At 40.2% G+C, this 16,751-nt stretch carries 20 protein-coding genes; 12 read left to right on the top strand and 8 right to left on the bottom strand.

Going from position 1 to position 16,751, the window contains the following annotated elements:
* Nucleotides 1-62 precede the first annotated feature (62 nt).
* The 9 genes from HPE63_RS14380 (at nucleotide 63) to istB (ending at nucleotide 8,339) form a co-directional block, all read left to right on the top strand.
* The gene (locus HPE63_RS14380) at nucleotides 63-329 is read left to right on the top strand and encodes a hypothetical protein (RefSeq protein WP_188314989.1); all 267 of its coding nucleotides are present in this window, start codon (nucleotides 63-65) and stop codon (nucleotides 327-329) included.
* Entirely contained in the window at nucleotides 326-664 is a 339-nt protein-coding gene (locus HPE63_RS14375; protein ID WP_188314988.1) for a hypothetical protein, read from the top strand. The genes HPE63_RS14380 and HPE63_RS14375 overlap by 4 nt, the downstream gene beginning before the upstream one ends.
* Nucleotides 665-854: 190 nt before the next feature.
* Nucleotides 855-2,900: a GNAT family N-acetyltransferase gene (locus tag HPE63_RS14370; protein WP_188314987.1), complete on the top strand. Its 2,046-nt coding sequence runs from the start codon at nucleotides 855-857 to the stop codon at nucleotides 2,898-2,900.
* Nucleotides 2,893-3,312: an ASCH domain-containing protein gene (locus HPE63_RS14365; protein WP_188314986.1), complete on the top strand. Its 420-nt coding sequence runs from the start codon at nucleotides 2,893-2,895 to the stop codon at nucleotides 3,310-3,312. Before HPE63_RS14370 ends, HPE63_RS14365 begins: the two co-directional genes overlap by 8 nt.
* Before the next feature lie 21 nt (nucleotides 3,313-3,333).
* On the top strand, nucleotides 3,334-4,074 hold the full coding sequence (locus tag HPE63_RS14360) for a cyclodeaminase/cyclohydrolase family protein (protein ID WP_188314985.1): 741 nt from the start codon (nucleotides 3,334-3,336) through the stop codon (nucleotides 4,072-4,074).
* Between the two features lie 18 nt (nucleotides 4,075-4,092).
* A complete protein-coding gene (locus HPE63_RS14355; RefSeq protein ID WP_188314984.1) occupies nucleotides 4,093-4,539 on the top strand; it encodes a hypothetical protein in 447 nt (148 codons plus the stop codon).
* A 10-nt stretch (nucleotides 4,540-4,549) separates the two neighbouring features.
* Nucleotides 4,550-5,305, top strand: a complete 756-nt coding sequence (locus HPE63_RS14350) for an HNH endonuclease (RefSeq protein WP_188314983.1) — start codon at nucleotides 4,550-4,552, stop codon at nucleotides 5,303-5,305.
* Between the two features lie 718 nt (nucleotides 5,306-6,023).
* Nucleotides 6,024-7,577: an IS21 family transposase gene (gene istA / locus HPE63_RS14345; RefSeq protein WP_188314982.1), complete on the top strand. Its 1,554-nt coding sequence runs from the start codon at nucleotides 6,024-6,026 to the stop codon at nucleotides 7,575-7,577.
* A gap of 24 nt (nucleotides 7,578-7,601) precedes the next feature.
* Nucleotides 7,602-8,339, top strand: a complete 738-nt coding sequence (gene istB, locus HPE63_RS14340) for an IS21-like element helper ATPase IstB (RefSeq protein ID WP_188315282.1) — start codon at nucleotides 7,602-7,604, stop codon at nucleotides 8,337-8,339.
* A gap of 8 nt (nucleotides 8,340-8,347) precedes the next feature.
* Here the strand turns inward: istB and HPE63_RS14335 are convergent, their stop codons facing one another.
* From HPE63_RS14335 to HPE63_RS14305, 7 genes are all read right to left on the bottom strand, one after another.
* Nucleotides 8,348-8,890 (bottom strand): hypothetical protein, encoded by a 543-nt coding sequence (locus tag HPE63_RS14335; protein ID WP_188314981.1) that lies wholly within the window; start codon nucleotides 8,888-8,890, stop codon nucleotides 8,348-8,350.
* A gap of 109 nt (nucleotides 8,891-8,999) precedes the next feature.
* Complete coding sequence (locus HPE63_RS14330; RefSeq protein WP_188314980.1) at nucleotides 9,000-10,592, bottom strand: type IV secretory system conjugative DNA transfer family protein; 1,593 nt, start codon at nucleotides 10,590-10,592, stop codon at nucleotides 9,000-9,002.
* A 9-nt stretch (nucleotides 10,593-10,601) separates the two neighbouring features.
* Nucleotides 10,602-11,621: a MobB family relaxase gene (gene mobB / locus HPE63_RS14325; RefSeq protein ID WP_188314979.1), complete on the bottom strand. Its 1,020-nt coding sequence runs from the start codon at nucleotides 11,619-11,621 to the stop codon at nucleotides 10,602-10,604.
* A 1-nt stretch (nucleotide 11,622) separates the two neighbouring features.
* Nucleotides 11,623-12,192, bottom strand: a complete 570-nt coding sequence (locus HPE63_RS14320) for a BfmA/BtgA family mobilization protein (RefSeq protein WP_188314978.1) — start codon at nucleotides 12,190-12,192, stop codon at nucleotides 11,623-11,625.
* 379 nt (nucleotides 12,193-12,571) lie between these two features.
* Nucleotides 12,572-12,790: a hypothetical protein gene (locus tag HPE63_RS14315; RefSeq protein WP_188314977.1), complete on the bottom strand. Its 219-nt coding sequence runs from the start codon at nucleotides 12,788-12,790 to the stop codon at nucleotides 12,572-12,574.
* 11 nt (nucleotides 12,791-12,801) lie between these two features.
* On the bottom strand, nucleotides 12,802-13,251 hold the full coding sequence (locus HPE63_RS14310; protein WP_188314976.1) for a JAB domain-containing protein: 450 nt from the start codon (nucleotides 13,249-13,251) through the stop codon (nucleotides 12,802-12,804).
* A gap of 87 nt (nucleotides 13,252-13,338) precedes the next feature.
* Nucleotides 13,339-13,692, bottom strand: coding sequence for a single-stranded DNA-binding protein (locus HPE63_RS14305; RefSeq protein ID WP_188315281.1), 354 nt, complete (start codon nucleotides 13,690-13,692; stop codon nucleotides 13,339-13,341).
* 643 nt (nucleotides 13,693-14,335) lie between these two features.
* Here HPE63_RS14305 and HPE63_RS14300 point away from each other — a divergent pair.
* The 3 genes from HPE63_RS14300 to HPE63_RS18535 are packed head-to-tail and all read left to right on the top strand — an operon-like array spanning nucleotide 14,336 to nucleotide 15,517.
* Nucleotides 14,336-14,719 (top strand): ArsR/SmtB family transcription factor, encoded by a 384-nt coding sequence (locus HPE63_RS14300; RefSeq protein WP_188314975.1) that lies wholly within the window; start codon nucleotides 14,336-14,338, stop codon nucleotides 14,717-14,719.
* Nucleotides 14,712-15,311, top strand: a complete 600-nt coding sequence (gene merTP, locus HPE63_RS14295) for a mercuric transport protein MerTP (RefSeq protein ID WP_188314974.1) — start codon at nucleotides 14,712-14,714, stop codon at nucleotides 15,309-15,311. The genes HPE63_RS14300 and merTP overlap by 8 nt, the downstream gene beginning before the upstream one ends.
* Nucleotides 15,308-15,517: a DpnI domain-containing protein gene (locus HPE63_RS18535; protein WP_223198178.1), complete on the top strand. Its 210-nt coding sequence runs from the start codon at nucleotides 15,308-15,310 to the stop codon at nucleotides 15,515-15,517. Before merTP ends, HPE63_RS18535 begins: the two co-directional genes overlap by 4 nt.
* 79 nt (nucleotides 15,518-15,596) lie before the next feature.
* Here HPE63_RS18535 and HPE63_RS14290 read toward each other — a convergent pair whose 3' ends face one another.
* The gene (locus HPE63_RS14290; protein ID WP_188314973.1) at nucleotides 15,597-16,586 is read right to left on the bottom strand and encodes a transposase; all 990 of its coding nucleotides are present in this window, start codon (nucleotides 16,584-16,586) and stop codon (nucleotides 15,597-15,599) included.
* Between the last annotated feature and the right edge of the window lie 165 nt (nucleotides 16,587-16,751).

Raw genomic sequence — 16,751 nt, 5'->3', positions numbered from 1 at the left:
AAAGTATAAAAAACGATTGATACATTTGGAATAAATCCATAAATAAGGAATATATCCAAATTATGTTTGTTTACAATATTGTTTTTAGAAATAATGATCGGTTCGCCATTACTACCCTTTTACGGGAGATAGGCGAAAATACCTTGAACCATCATTGCTGGAACAGGAAGCTCAATAAGCCCAGACGCCTCAATCAATTCTTTTTGGAGGCAAACGAGCACGGAACAAGGCTAAAATATAGATACCCCCAAAAAGGAGTTCATACCATAATGGAAGTCGATAAATATGAACTTCCTGAATGTGGATGGATCAGGGTAAAAGTCAAATGAAAAAGAAAACAGATGTTAGGACCATTTATATTGGAATGCGAAAACTAGACTTGATTGAAGGGCTTACGATTAAAAAGTATCTACCTGAAGGAATACTAAAGAGGGTCCATATGGCCATGGATGATCAGGGAATGGAATGGAGGGATGAAATAATCGAAGACTGCACTATGGTTATTTCTAATAAAGTGCATATTTCGGTCATGTACAAATACGACGCGCTATACTTTAAGGGCTTGTTGCTTTTTTGTTTTATCGATGAACCCCAAAATGATTATCGGTTTTCGTTTCCATTGAAGCAATTTCATATTGAGGAGTATACTAAGAAACCTCCATAATAAAATGCTTTTGGGAGGTTTATAAGTTAATGGGCAGAAATGTACAGACTACTATAATTTTGAAATCGTATAATATTTCCTACATTGCGATGAACCAAACTTAGTTGAAATCACTACCATTAACAAAATAGAAGCTCGAGCTACATCAAGCCCAATCACTAGAATTGAGATAATTGGTCGTAACCATGACTTGTTAGATGAAGTAATCTCATTAGGAACAAAAAACTCGAAAACACTTGGGCATTTTCCGAAAGGAGCTTTTCAAGAACATGCGAAGAAAGGTAACATAATAGGAGCATTTTCAAATGCAAACGATTTATTAGGATACCTTCTATTTTCTGTTACTGTTAGCAAAAGAACCATTAGGGTAGTTCATTTATGCATAAGCCAAAATCATAGAAATAAGGGCGTTGCCAAACTCCTTGTTAATGAACTAAGAGATAAATTTTCAACTAGATTAAAAGGAATTGTACTCAGTTGTCGTGAAGATTATGTTGAGGCGACCAAATTCTGGAGGACATACGGTTTTAAGGCCCTAAATCGGATTAGAAGCAGGTCTAAGAAAAAGCATTTTCTCGTTATATGGTGGTACGATTTTGGAAATCACGATTTATTCTCTCTGTCAAATACCAATTCTGATAAGGTAAAGGCGCTATTAGATGCAAACATCATTATTAAGCTTAGAGATAAAAATTCGGATGAGCAGACCGGTGCGAAATATCTCATGGCAGATTGGTTAGTTGACGAAATCGATTACTATTATGCCCCTGAGTTCTTCAACGAAATTCTACGAGATAAGGATACTGATCGCGCAGCAGAATCAAGAAGTTTTGTTACCAAATTTTGCGAGGCAAAATTTAATCCAGTCCGAAGAGATGATATTTTTGAGACTGTTGAGACAATCATAGTTGGACGTACTGAGAATGATATATCAGATAAAAAACAACTATCTGAATGTATAGCTTGTGACATAGAATACTTCATTACAACCGATATCAATTTACTAGAAGCAGAGGAAAAAATATTTGAAAAATTTGGTGTTCAAATTTTGACTCCAACAGATTTCATTCTGATGCTGGACCAAATAAACAACCGTTCAAATTATATAGCTACTAGGATTGCTGGAGTAAATGTGCAATACAGACAATTAGAATCAAAAGAAATCAATCCTTTAATTGATTGTTTTTTAAGAAAGAAACAAGGAGAAAAAAAGCATGAACTTCGAGGAATACTTACATCTATTACGGGTAATGTAAACGGGGCGAAGGTAAAAATCATTCATGACAAAGAAGGCGTTAAACTAGGTTTTTGGTGCGCCGAATTCAAGAAAAACACTTTAATTATAACGGCCATCCGAACTGGCGACACAAAAGTTTCCTTGATACTTTTTAAACAATTGGTGTTCGATTTAATCAATTACGCAATTGAGAATCATAAATCAATAATAAAAATAAAAGACCAATTCCTCGGCGATTCCGATAAGGAAACATTGGAATCACTTAGTTTTTCCTTGAAAAAAGGAATTTGGACAAAAATTGCTTTGACAGGAATAACGAATTCTACAGCCGTTCTTTCGGATAGCAGGATACCTAGTAAGTTCTTACGCAGCGACAGCTTTCGCGAAAGATTAAGTAAAGAACCAAAAACATTTGCCTATAGCCTAGAAAGAATGTTTTGGCCCATAAAATTTACAGATTTGGATATCCCGACCTACATAATACCAATTAAGCCGTTATGGTCAGGTCAGCTTTTTGACTTTTATAGATCTAGATCGAACCTATTTGGAGCACCACCAGAGTTGGCGTGGAATCGAGAAAACATATATTATAGAAGTGTCAATCCTGTTTCTGAGAAATCTCCAGCAAGAATTTTGTGGTATGCAAGTTCTAGTACTAATCGAAATAATTCCAGCCGATCTCAATCGATAGTAGGTTGTTCCTATTTGGACGAAGTCTATATAGGGCCTTCAAAAATCCTTTTTCAAAAGTTCAAGAATTTTGGCATATACGAATGGAAGGATGTCTTTCGACTAGCCAAAAACGATATAGAAAAAGTGATTAAAGCCCTAAAGTTTAGCGATACAGAAGTTTTTAAGAATGCTGTACCTTTAAATGAAGTCAATAAAATATTAGTGGATAACAATAGAAAGAAAAATACTTTTCCTTCTCCGTTGACAATTGATAATAATATTTTTTTAGAAATTTACAAAAGAGGAGTATCCGAGAATTATGAGTAAAATAATTGTAATATCAGTTAAACCAGAGTTTGCGAATCTAATTTTTGATGGTTCAAAAAAAATAGAGTTGAGAAAATCTAGACCGAAGGCCAACCCGGGAGATCTGATGATTGTATATAGTACTTCTCCAGAAATGGCTGTTCTTGGAATTTGCAAAATCAAAGAGGTTCTTAAGTCCACACCTGATGAAATTTGGATTAATCATTCCGAGATACTAGGAATTGATAAAGTTAGGTTTGATGAATATTATTCCGAAACCGAGAACGCCGTTGCGATAGTTTTGGATAATGTCCGTCGTTTTAAAACTAAAATGCCTTTGAAAAAAGTAAAAGAGGTTTTTCCATCATTTACACCTCCTCAAACATTTAAATATTTTAACAGAAGCTTTATTCTCGAATCTATGAAAGCGTAGTTCCAATTAGCTAATTCTATTATGTCAAAACAAGGAAAACTTGAATTAATTGAAAAGGAGGAAGCAGGAGATAAAGATTATTTATCAGTTCCGGCATTAGAATTAATCGAGGCTTTCGGAGAGGGAAACCATATTCCAGGCTCTGGTAGTGCCTCAGCGTTATCGGGATTGATTGGCGTAGAACTTATGAAAACTGTTCTTAAATTGTCGATAGGCCGCGAAGGCTACGAAGATAAAAAGAAGGAATTTGAGTTTATCCTTAAAACGATTGAAGAACAGTTCATAGACACATATAAAAACTTATTTAATTCTGACATCAAGATTTTTCATGATGTCTCTTACTACCGAAGGTTAAGAGACAAAGCTGCTGAAGGAAGTACTGAGAAAGAAAAATATGGGCAAACAGCCGTAGATAAGTTGAAGGAAGCAACTGACATCCCAATAGAAATTTGCGAAACCTCTTTGCAACTAATGAAAAATGCATTTTTCATTTTTGATAATGGTTATAAAGCCACTAGAGGAGATTCTGGTGTGGCAATTAGTAATCTACTGTCCTCAGCTCAGGGCGCTTTGTTCATAGTTTTCTTAAATCTTAAAACACTCAAAAAGAGTCAATGGAAAGAGGACAAAATGAAAAAGGCCGTCAGTTTAGCACTGCGATTTACCCAAATCCAAAAAGAGGCTTATAGAAGAGTTATTTCACTTTACAACGAAAGCTCGGATGATAATCAGTTAACATTGGACTTTTATAAAGAAGATTAGATTTATTGAAACATGAAAATGTCAGAGTATCCAAACAAACTTTTATGGGATAAAAGACAGAAATGGATAGAGAATAAAGTTGAAAAATTTACTGATAAATCTAACTACCTCATTAGTGAGCATGCGGTAGCCTTATTTTTTGAAGCAAAAGCTTGTTATTGCCTTGGAGCTTGGATAACTGTCGTTATTCTATCGATATCAATAATTGATGCCCATCTTAGAGAAACGGAAGCGCAATGTGATAAGATAGGAACGGCCAGATTATTAGAAAAATATTGCAAAGGGAATGAGGATATTACAGTTCTTAGGCAATTGAGGAATAGTTACGTCCATTGCCATACGGATAAACAGGTACTAAGTATCTTAAACGAAGATGATTTGGAGAGGAGACAACAAAAGGATGCAGAAATAGCTATTGATATTTTAATCAAAGCTTTATTTCAAAGTCCTGATATAGGAACCTAATTATTTATTTGTGACCCGACCCAAATGTATATTTTGTAGAACCACTGATTCCTCAGTTTTCAATACAAAAGAACATATTATTCCAGAATCGTTGGGCGGGGGCGATTGGGCACTATTGCCTGATGGCTTATTTTGCGACAGCTGCCAAAATAAATTCGGCTCAACAATAGAGCAACAAGCACTTGGAACACATCCGCTTTCAAATTTCAGAACACTTTTAGGCATACCAACTAAAAAAGGGAAAGCTCCCTGGTTTTCCTATTGGGAGGGTAAATTAACCTCTGGTGGTGGTTTAGGGAAATTAATATATGAACCAAATAGTTATTTTAAGGAATCAACACTAAGTGGACAAAAAAAAATAACCATAATACCAACGATGTCTGAGAAAAGAGATATGCTTTTACGAACTTTGCTAAAAATAGGTCTTGAAACTTTTGCAGCTGATTTAACAACCAAAGATGAAATTTTCTTAGATAAATTTGATGCAGCAAGAGTGTTTGCCTTAACAGGCAAAAAAAACAATCCTTGGTTCTACATTCAGAAAGAGAACACTGACAAGCTAAATTATTATCTTAAAAACGGAATAACACATGAGGAATGGAGCGACAATTTCTATGCGGACGTGCATGAAATAGGGGAATTAATATTTTTGCATTTTAAATTAATATATATTGATTTGGTAACTCCCTTAATAGACAATGTAATTCCAGAAGACAAACTCATTAAAAATATTGAGGACTCAAAAGCCCAACTGGTCTATGTTTAAGGAGTATTCTTCAAAATAATTATGAAATTGTTTTAACTGTGTTTCTCATACTCGTCCAAAATTCTGTTACTAAATCCGGTAAAATTTCGTTCAGCTTTGTATCGTTGTTAAAAAACCTATTTCGATTCTTATAACTATCAAAATTACCATCAGTAGTATCCGGTATTAATATGAACTTTTCAACTATTTTATTCTCTTCAAAAAGTTGATATACCTTAGGAATGTTTTCAAATGAAGAATTGTGTATAATTTCATTTCTTAAATTTAGTATTAAACGGATATTATTAGTTTTATGGAAAAGGGTGTTGACTCCTTTGTTTTTTTTAATTTTCTTCGAATCGCCATACAAAATATTAGAACACTTGAGTTTTGGATAGTCACTAAAATCATGTGGTAAGTTCTCGAATTGGTATACAATTTTGGTAATGAAATCCAATTGACTGGCTAAATTTATAAATAGGTGGTTTACCTTGGAAAAGATATTCGTTACAATTGATCCCGACGCAAATGGCTAATTCGGTTCGGATTGTGCCACCGATTTCGGAGTCTTTGTGCCAGTGATTTCGGTTCAAACCGTGCCAATGTTCTCGGTTCGATTTGTGCCAGTTGATTTTGGGCAAGCTTAAAAAGGTTTCGATCTGTGCCAGTCGTAACGTTTCGTTTTGTGCCACTTCGGGAGATCAAGTAATACCTTATCGCGCTAACATAAAAGCACGATATGGCCAACACACTTGATCCAATGGACCTAAAACAGATTATCACTTTACACCTTGACGGTTACAGCAACCGCAACATAGGGGTTTCCCTGGGCATCTCCCGCAATACGGTAAATACGTATATGCGCCTGTTCAAGGGGAGCGACTATACCTTCAAGGAACTGCTGACCTTCGAGAATGCCCGCCTAGAGGTACTTTTCACTTCCCGTACCACCATCGACAATGAAAGGTACGATGCGCTAATGCTCTATTTCGAGGGGATGAACAAGGCCCGGAACCATCCCGGCTTTACCTTTCTGTTCCATTATAACGAATATGCGCAAAGGGCAAAGGAGCCGTACGGGTATACGCAGTTCATGGAACACTACCGTCGCAAATACGCAAAGATCAAGGGTTCGATGAAACTCGAACACGAGGCCGGTAAGGAGATGTTCATCGACTTCGCGGGCAAGAAATTGCATGTCGTGGACAAACGCACCGGTGAAGTCGTTCCGGTCGAGGTATTCGTGGCGATACTCCCCAATAGCCAGTATACCTATGTAGAGGCCTGCAAGAGCCAAAAGCGGGAAGACCTGATCGGCTGCTGCGACAACGCCCTACGTTTTTATGGGGGCGTACCCAAGGCCATCGTGTCGGACAACCAGAAGTCCGCCGTCACGAGATCCAGCAGGTACGAAGCGCAGATCAACCGCAGTTTCAAGGACTTTGCGCGCCATTACAACTGCGTGATCAATCCTGCACGGGGCTATTCGCCGCAAGACAAGGCCTTGGTGGAGAATGCCGTCCATCTCGCCTACCAACGTATCTATTACCCCTTACGGGAGATGACCTTCTTCTCCCTGCAAGACCTGAACCGGGAGATAAAGAGCCTATTGGAACGCTATAACGACCTGTTGTTCAAACGCAAGGAGGCCAGCCGCCTGGAACTCTTCCAGTCCGCGGAACGCGGATACCTGAAGCCCCTGCCCGCCGCGCGTTACGAGCTCAAGGACTACTGTAGGGCAAAAGTGCAGAAAATAGGATATGTCTATTTTTCCCCCGACAAATCCTACTATAGCGTTCCCTATCGTTATATCGGCAGGGAGACCGTTATCCATTATACCAAGAGCGCGGTAGAGGTATTTTATAACCGCCAGCGCATCGCGCTGCACCAACGCAACGGTTCCAAAGGGTTCTATACCACCAACAAGGAACATCTGGGCAGTACCCATAGACATTATAGCGACTGGAGCCCGGAATTCTTCAGGAACAGGGCGATCCCCCACGGCAACAACGTAGCCGCCTGTGTGGAGCAGATCATCGCCCGTGTCGATTATCCGGAGATAGGGTACAAAAGGGCCATGGGCGTCATACAGTTACATAGGTCTTACGGTTCACGGCGATTGGACAATGCCTGCAAACGGGCCTTGCAGGCCGATGCCGTCAGCTATAGGCGCATCCGGAATATCCTGAAGAACAACCTTGACGAAAGCTCACTGTTCTTCCAAGATCTGGAAGAGGACAGGCCCCATATACCGGAACATCAAAATATAAGGGGAGCTTCCAACTACAAGTAAAACGTATAACTTAAAACCGATATGATGAACAACAATCAGACCGTCGAAAAACTGAAACAGATGCGCCTGGGGGCAATGGCGGAGCTGCACCTACAACAGCTAAAGGACAACCGTATCGAAAAAAGCACCCCCGACGAGTACCTGGCCCTGTTGACCGACCATCAATGGGAGGATCGCCAGAACCGCAAGATCCAAAGGCTCCTGAAACAGGCGGGGTTCAAACAACGGGCCGACCTTGCCGACATCGACCATAACCAGAACAGGAACCTGGACAAGAACATGTTCGATCGTCTGGCAACGCTCGATTTTATGTCCCGAAAGGAGAACATCATCATCACAGGGGCTTCCGGGACAGGGAAAAGTTACTTGGGGCAGGCCCTGGGGCACCAGGCGTGTATGATGCAATACAGGACCATATACTCCAATACCGCCAGGCTCCTCAAAAAACTAAAGCTCAGCAAAGTGGACGGCACCTATCTCAAGGAACTGAACAGGCTCCTAAAGGCGGAGCTCTTGATATTGGACGACTTCGGCCTGCAAAGCTTCGACAACCATGCACGGGAAGCATTGATGGACATTATCGACGACCGCCATAACAAGACCTCTACCATCATAGCATCACAGATACCCGTATCGGCATGGTACGATATTATCGGGGAAGGAACCATCGCCGATGCCATTTTGGACCGGATAGTAAACTCGTCCCACAGGATAGGCCTGAAAGGGGAGTCGCTAAGAAAAGGAATTTTAAAAAAGGAATAAAACAAATTTTAACTATAATTGCAGTATCTCTCAAAGTGGCACCATTCGACCGAAACGGGTGGCACCATCACTCCGAAATAGCCAGCAAACATTAGTCCGTTTGGACTAAGAGGGTTTTGAGTGGTCATAAAGGTGTTCACATTTAATGTTTTATAAAACTCACAAAAGATATATTTCGATTCTTGTATTAAATTTTGCAAAGAACTAATAATATTCAAAAAGTCATAATAGTAGAGTAGCTTGTTATTATCAATCGATTTCTCTTTTTGCGAAATTTTTTCAAATTCCACCTTCGAAATCTTAATTTCTGCATCAATTCCTGCATATGGATAAAGGGTAGATGTTGTCAATAACAATTGATGATATTTTTCGGTGCTCCCAAAAATCTTTTTAGCAACCAAATAAGTTAGCTTAACAAAATCCATGTCTAAATCGAATGTAATATCATTTTCTTTTAAAGAAAATTGATCATTCCACTCGAGAACCCAAAACTTAGATGTAATCGGTTTTTTTGAAGTTATACCATTCAAATTATAAAAAATTCCATCCATGGTTAAAAGTTATATTATCTAACTTAAGTTGTTAGCTGATTCTGCTCTTATCTTGAAGATTATAAAGTAAGTAATACTACAATTCTAATCAAAAGATATTTTTCCGCATTTATTTTTCGTCAGTCAATCCTTTTACCTCCCGATGAATCTTCTCAAAGTTCTCCTGAAGTTTTTCTTTTAAATTCCGCTCCGGCAAAGGCAATTTCCTAATGATTTTAGGTGTTTTAAATTGCACTTTCTTATCCTTTCCATCTGCCAACACAATAAAAGTCCCTTGTTTCAAGCCATAGAAAACATCGGCACGGGTCTTCGCCACTTCCCTTTCCCCTTTGGTGACACGGGTATCAAAGTTGAGGTTATAGCCCTTGTTCACACTTTTGGTCTCTTTCTTGACGATTTCAAAAAAGCGTTCATAGTACTTGGCGGTATCGGGGTCATTGGCCTTCCCAAAAAACTGATAGGACAGATTGGCCAAAATCGCCTTGCTGGCCATGGGCCCATAAATCATGTCATTTTGAATCTTGTCCTGCAATACATAGACCGTGGCAATATCATAGCTACGTAAGGTAGCAGGAATACGGTGCATATTCAGCAATCGCAAGGTAGCCGCTTCCTCCATCAACAAAAAAGAGGGGTTTTGATTGCGTACGCTCATCTGTTTGGTCATGGTATGAATGATGGTCGCGATAACAGGGGAGAGGGACGTTTCGATTTTTGGGTTATTGACCACGGAGACTACCGCCAAATTATCCTTGCGATTGATGTTCAAATCGACTTCATCGGCAGAGAGCGCCATAAAGATCCGTTGAGTACTTATCTTTTTAAAGGCATTGGCCAAGGTACTCTTGACCCCGGCCGTCTGCCGTTCGGAATCCACCCCACTGATAAAGGCATCCGCCATTGCTTTTGAAGTAACATTGTCCGATAGGAACCCAATAAGTTGGGCAGTATCCAGATGTTGATAGAGGGCGATCAAATGGGGCAGGGTACAGAATTTTTCAAAATCGGTCTTCAAACGCCATATCATGCCACCCACTAGACCTTCTACCACATCGTTAAAGAACCGCGTAGTGGCGTTCATATTGTTGTCCTTTTGTTCCAATAGATTTTCCACCAGTACCCGTGAAAGTTCGTTGACACTTTCCTCATCGGGCAGGTATCTTGGTGCAATGGGATTGACCCTAGAATGAATGGTGTCGAACGAGATTATAAAGAAGGGAATGTCGCATTGACTGAATAAGGGGTAGGCCATTTCGGTAATTTCAAAGTCTTTGTAATCATAGATGACCCCACTAAAGTTCCACTGGCTAAAATGATTTAAAAGGGGATAGACCACACTTTCCGTTTTACCACTTCCAGCGGCACCGATAATGGCGATTCCCCTACGGATGTTTTCCAAAAGCAGATTCCCTTTTGAGACTTGCAATTTCACTTTATACCTACTATTGGTATTCGATTCGCTCTCCTTGGGAAAGAAAACATAGAAAAGGATATTGACAAACAATAGGGGCAATCCAATCAACAACAAAATCAACAGAAATCGATTTGTATGAGGAGCATTTGACCAAGCCCAAAAAAGGCCGAGTCCAATCCAAAGGATATTGATAAAGAACCCTTCTTTGACAAAACGCACCAAAAGAAAGCAAAGGCTGCTTCCAAAGAGAAGGGTAAACATCACACTACTAAAATTCAGTTCTTCCATGGCTTTGATTTAAATTCCTATTGATCCCGATTCGATTGCCCGTTGCATTCCCCGTCTCAATCTGTGAAACACTTTTAAGGCCAATTGCACTTTGTTGGTGGGTATGGATGGAATGCGCATTCCCGATTTTGAAAGTAGTTTCAAGGCAAGGGCTTTTTCGTTGGTTGGTAGGTTTCCCAAGAGCATCCGAAACATAGCGGGATTCTTGACCAAGGTTTTCTTGGCGGTATAGGTTTCCACAAAGTTGCGGTCATAGCCAAAAACTCTATCAAAGGTCTGTTCGGCTTTTTCAAAAAACTGATCCCGATGGAAACCCCGTTGTACCTTTTTACCATGCATTTCAACTTCCGAAGCCTTGTACTTCGATCCAGGGGAAAGGCTAAAGGTATTGGTCACATCCTTGCGGCTAACGATGATATGTATGTGGGATTGATTGCCCTCTTTTTTCATTCCGGCCACAATCATCTGGCCGTTGATTTGATGTGGTGCGGCTTCTTTTAAAGCTGCGATTTCTTGCTCCAATTTTTTGATAGTTCCCTTCAGTTCACCTCGCGCTACTTTTCGGATATCGTTCTCCAACTTGGCGATGCGTTTTCGATATGGCGCATTCTCCAAGACCTCTTTTTCAAATCCGCGATAGGTACGTTCATGCTCTATTTTGGCGAAGTATTTTATCTGATCTACCGTTACCGGTTTCTCCCGGTAAAAGGACTTGGCGTAATCTTTCATTAACTCCCTTGTATAGGTTTTTAAAGCCTCTGGATTGTCCGCTATTTTTTTGAGTTCACGTTGACTTGGACTGACCACGATCGAATAAAATTTGGGTTCGGTTTTTTTGAGTTTTGCGGTATTGGCATCGATTTCCGAAATGACTTTATCAGGAGTAATTCGGTCCTCCGTCTGGTTGAAAAAGTGTTCCTGATTTTCTTGTTCCAAACCCTCGTTTTCCTTTTCGAGATAGGCGACATAATCCGCAGCGCTGTTCGAATAAGTTTGACCCATTTTTTGTGGTGTGATCGCTATATACATTTCATGAATCTTTTAAGCCCCTTTTGAATCGGGCGAGTTCTTCTCGAGTGATTTCCAATTTTAAAAAGTCCTTACCAAAACGGTTACTGACCAGTTCTGTCCGTTCCAAAACGTATTTCAATCGGTCCCGAGTTTCGGATAGTTTTTCCTGGATTCGGTCATAGTCGATTCTTGAAACGGTAGTCTTTTCGGCTTTGGGCTTTTGTTCTGATTTAGCAATCTTTTTCGGCTCCAATAATTTGGGCGCGTACTTTTTTATTTCCTCTTTAAAGAGCGATTTCAGCATGGCCTCGATATTCATAATTGGAATATTCTGAGACTTCTCGACAGACTTAATGATGGCGATTACGGCGTCTATTCGCTTGCGGTTTTTCTTCTGTCCGGCGATTACATCTTTACCGAAACGTTGGTGCGGCGAGTAGTTGTGCCATTCAAAAAAGTCCATCATAACGGTCAAGGTTTCCGCATGGGAACGGGTCACTTTTTTGGAGAAGGCACGAAAGCGAACAACGACATTCGCCCGTAAGTTCAAGGCTAGATAGTCGTACTTGTATTTGTTTTTTACCTTCATTTTGCAACAAACTTTTTCAATGTTTCAGGGGTCTACCGAATGTTTTGCAACAAACTTTTGACCTATTCCTAGGCCGAATTCAAGCCTATGACAGCTATAATCAATTCATTTTCAAGGCATTGAAAAAGAAATCAAACATCATAACACCGCCTTAGCGTGTTATCCTCTTGCTATTCCTTTTTCCCCCGCAGGGGTCAAAAAAATACCTTTCCCTCAAGGTAAAGGCTCTTATAGCTACTAGGCTTGAAACATGGTTTTTTAAGAATGAGAAAGATTCATTTTTAAGGAATTCATATTGAATATTGGAAAGTGTTACATTTCCTTAAAAGGAAAAGGGCAACTTTGACAAGTCGCCCCAATTTTTCTAAAACCTCCTTCTTTAAATAGTGAACATGAATTTGTAATTGTAAAGGTTCTTGATGGCCTCCTCTTCCAAAATTTCTTGATAGTCCAAATGATTTTGTTTAGCATATGTTTTCATTTCAGGACCGAATTTTAGTTCTACTTCTTTCTTGGATTGTTCCATAAGTTTTTTCTGTGTATCTCCGTCCAGATTATTGAAATTCAGACGAAACGGTATATCTATATTGATGTACATAGCGTTTGATTTTACATCAGGCCGTTATCCGCAAAACTGTAATAGTCGCCATTGGGTACCATAATCAAATGATCCAATACTTTAATGTCCAGAAGTTCGCCGGCCTTTTTAATTTTCTCCGTGATGTCCTTATCGGCCTGACTAGCTTTCAATGTTCCACTGGGATGATTATGGGTCAAAATAATCGCAACGGATAATGATTTTAAAACCACTGCGAACAAGATTCGTATATCAATTATTGTTGCGGTAATTCCACCTTTGGAAAGTTGATAGATACCCTTCACTTTATTGTTGTTGTTCAAGAGTACGACCTTAAAGGATTCATGTACTTGAATGGTCTGTTTGTCCCAATTTTCGAACAGCAGATTCGCAGCGTCTTTTGAGGAATTTATTTTTCTCCAAAAAGAGGAGGGGATACGTTCTTTATAGCTTATTCGTATTTCGTTAACTTTGTCTTTCATTGCTTTTGATTTAAACGTTATTAGTAATGAAAAAGAGGGCAGAACTTTTGCGAGAGATGCCCTCTTTAATTTTAATCAATCAATACATTAGGCTGCCCTGTTTTCGTTCTTTGCACCTAATAACAAAACCTCGCTAACGATTACTTCGGTGATGTAACGTTTTTCGCCTTCCTTGGTTTCATAGCTTCGAGAAGTCAATTTGCCCTCGATGGCGATTTGCTTGCCTTTGACGGCATACTTTTCAACGATCTCGGCCGTCTTGCCCCAAGCCACCATATTATGCCAGTCCGTACTTTGTACTTTCTCGCCTTTGGCGTTCTTGTAGTTTTCATTGGTCGCCAATGAAAAACGGATTACTTTTTTACCACTTTCCAAAACGGTCATTTCGGGGTCGTTCCCCACGTTGCCAATTAGTTGGACTTTGTTTCTTAGATTACTCATAACTGAAATATTTAAAGGATTTATAATTGAACCGCCCGAACCCTTCGAGCGGTTTTTGAATGATTTACTTATTATATCCGGAGCGTTTTCCCTTTTTTTGATCTTTAACTTTTGTTCCGCTTCCTTTTTGTTGATTCCGTACGATTTCATCTTTTTTGTTTTTGATTTACTTCCCATAGTGTATCCTATGGTAAATCCAAATTTTCCATCATAAACTTTTTCTATAACAACCGAGTTTTTTGCGTGTAGGCTTTCAATCGATTTACTTATTATATCCTGAGCGTTTTCCTTTTTTGATTTTTTTCGTACCGTTTCGTTTTTAAGTTTTGGATTCGCTTTCATGATATTCGGATTTGATTTACTTCCCATAGAGCCTTCACGTTACCTTTTTTTGATGCTTGATGGGTCACAATATCCAGGCTTGGTAAGGCGTATAAATAGTGGAGCGAAGCGCAACGGTTTATGCCGCCGTCCAAGAATGGATGTTGTTGTTTTGCTGTCAAAAAAGAGGAAACGGTATGGTGCGTTGGTAAGTCAAAGCCTTCTCTTGAAAGAAACCGAATGACTACGAAGCGGCACCAAATGCATCATTTGATGTATTTTAGCATTTGCTTAAATACGATAATAGGCTTATATTCGTACCATGAAAAATAATATCTGTATCCGGCTGGAAGCCGATGCCAAGCAAATAATGGATTGCAGGGATACCGTCCGGAAATTGGATAGTTCCTTCGATTCCCTATCCGGCATATTAAGTTTAGCAGGGAACTCGGTACGGCTAAAAATCCTTTACTTATTGAACCAAGAAGACCGGTTGTGTGTATGCGACCTGAGCGATATTCTGGAAATGAACGTGTCGGCGATATCACAACATCTTAGAAAATTAAGGGATAGGGGCCTCACTGAGTCGAGTAAGGAGGCGCAGGTAATCTTTTATTCGATAGTAGCTGACAAAGCACCTATCCTTGCCCCGTTTTTTGAAACAATAGACAAAAGAGAATTATTGAAAACGACGGACAATGGATAACAACAAAAGTCTAATCGGGACTACGGTCATTACCGCTCTAGCGGCTTCCCTATGTTGCATAACACCGGTACTTGCCTTCCTGGCAGGAACAACGGGTGTCGCCTCGACCTTTTCCTTTATTGAGCCTTTCCGGCCTTATTTAGTAGGGATTACGATTTTGGCACTCGTATTTGCATGGTACCAAAAGATGAGACCTAGGACACAGGAGGAAATCGATTGTGCCTGTGAAGCAGAAGAAAAACCTTCTTTTTGGCAATCCAAAAAGTTCCTTGCCGTGGTCACTATATTTGCCGTAATCATGCTAGCTTTCCCCTATTATTCCCATATTTTCTACCCAACGACAGAAACGAGCAAGGAAGTGGTCTACGTATCGGAGAACGATGTTGATGAAGTGAGCCTCTCCATCAAGGGAATGACCTGTTCGGGATGCGAGGCCCATATTGAGAGCGAAGTAAACAAACTGGATGGAATCCTTATGGTCAAGTCCGATTATCAAAAGGCAAACACTGTAGTTAAGTACGATGGAAGCAGGACAACTGCCCAAGAAATAAAAGAAGCCATTTTAAGGACAGGATATACAATTAACAAATGACAGAAGTAATGCTAAAATCGACAATTACCTGTCCAAACTGTGGACATCAAAAGGAAGAGGAAATGCCCACTGATTCTTGCCAGTTTTTTTATGATTGCCAAAGCTGTGGGGATGTACTGAGACCAAATGAAGGGGATTGCTGTGTATACTGTTCCTTTGGAACCAAACCCTGTCCACCCGTTCAAAAAGGCTCGGGCTGTTGCTGAAATACCGTTTCCTTCATGGCAAAAGAAAGTATGCTCCCGTAAAACGGAAGTGAAGCCAATTTTTCCCTTGTACATTTGGCTATGAGGCGTATCCCATCGTGTTCACATAAGGCGTTCCCCTGGCCACCACGGCAAAGGCCCGTGACACCAGTTTGTTCCTGATAATGTTCAACGTGCTCATCTTGCTCTTTCCGATTTCAAGCCTTCGTTCATAATATGCTTTCATCTCCGGATTGCATTTTACGGCCGATAAGGAACATTGGTGCAACAAGGCCTTACCTTCCCTATTGGCCAATTGGCTGACCTTGGTCCTTCCCCTGACACTTGTGCCGGAAGTATGGGAAAAGGGCGCTATTCCACAGTAGGAGGCAAACTTGCGCCAGGTAGAGAACGAAGTAAACCCTACTGTATACACGATCATAAAGCGGGCGGTCACTTTACCGATTCCCTTGATACCCGTTAAAAGGGCGAGCATCCGTTTCAGCTCAATATCCCCTTGTATCAATTTGTCCATTTCCCGTTCAAGGTCGTTTATCCGCCAACTCAATAAGTTGATGATATCCTCCTGAACCCAGAACAGGAGCGAATCCTCTTCCAGTACGCTTTTTTGCTCTCGGAGGGTCGCCATATGACCCGCCCGTTGACCTACCAATTTCCTTCGCATGGACATTAACCGTTTCAACCTTGTCAGGGTAGAACCGGGAATCCTGCTTGGAAGGGTCTCTTCCCTTGTGCGATAACCGTAAAGGGCTATCCGTTTTGAATCGGCCCTGTCATTCTTGCCCCTGATGATTCCAAGGGACCGTTTAATTTCGAGACCGCTGACTATTTTCATTTGGTAATCGCCGCGATCCAGCGACCGAACCAAGTAATCCGAGTAGAGACCGGTATGCTCCAGTACAAAGAGAATATTCTCCTTATCGACCTTACTTTTCCTTAAGGACCAACCTATCATTTTCGAGATTCCTTCTGAATCGTTCTTGAACGTTTTAAGTTCTTGGCTTTGGTGGATACAACAATCCACTGTCAACTTACTTACATCGATACCGATGACTTCCTTGATTTCCATATTTTTACTTTGCTTTAATAGGGTTGTTTAAACTAAGACCTTTACTAGCAAGGGCTAAAATCCTATTTGGTTCTGGCAACCCGGTTATAAAGGACAGGGACTGGTACACTATAAAGGCCTTGAACCTGGCCGTCGCTAAAGTTCACCCCGTCCTTTTTTCAATCT

This window comes from Maribacter arenosus (assembly GCF_014610845.1).
GTDB classification, from domain to species: domain Bacteria; phylum Bacteroidota; class Bacteroidia; order Flavobacteriales; family Flavobacteriaceae; genus Maribacter_A; species Maribacter_A arenosus.
Note: the sequence above shows the minus strand (reverse complement) of the source record. Positions and strands in the feature narration are given on the sequence as shown.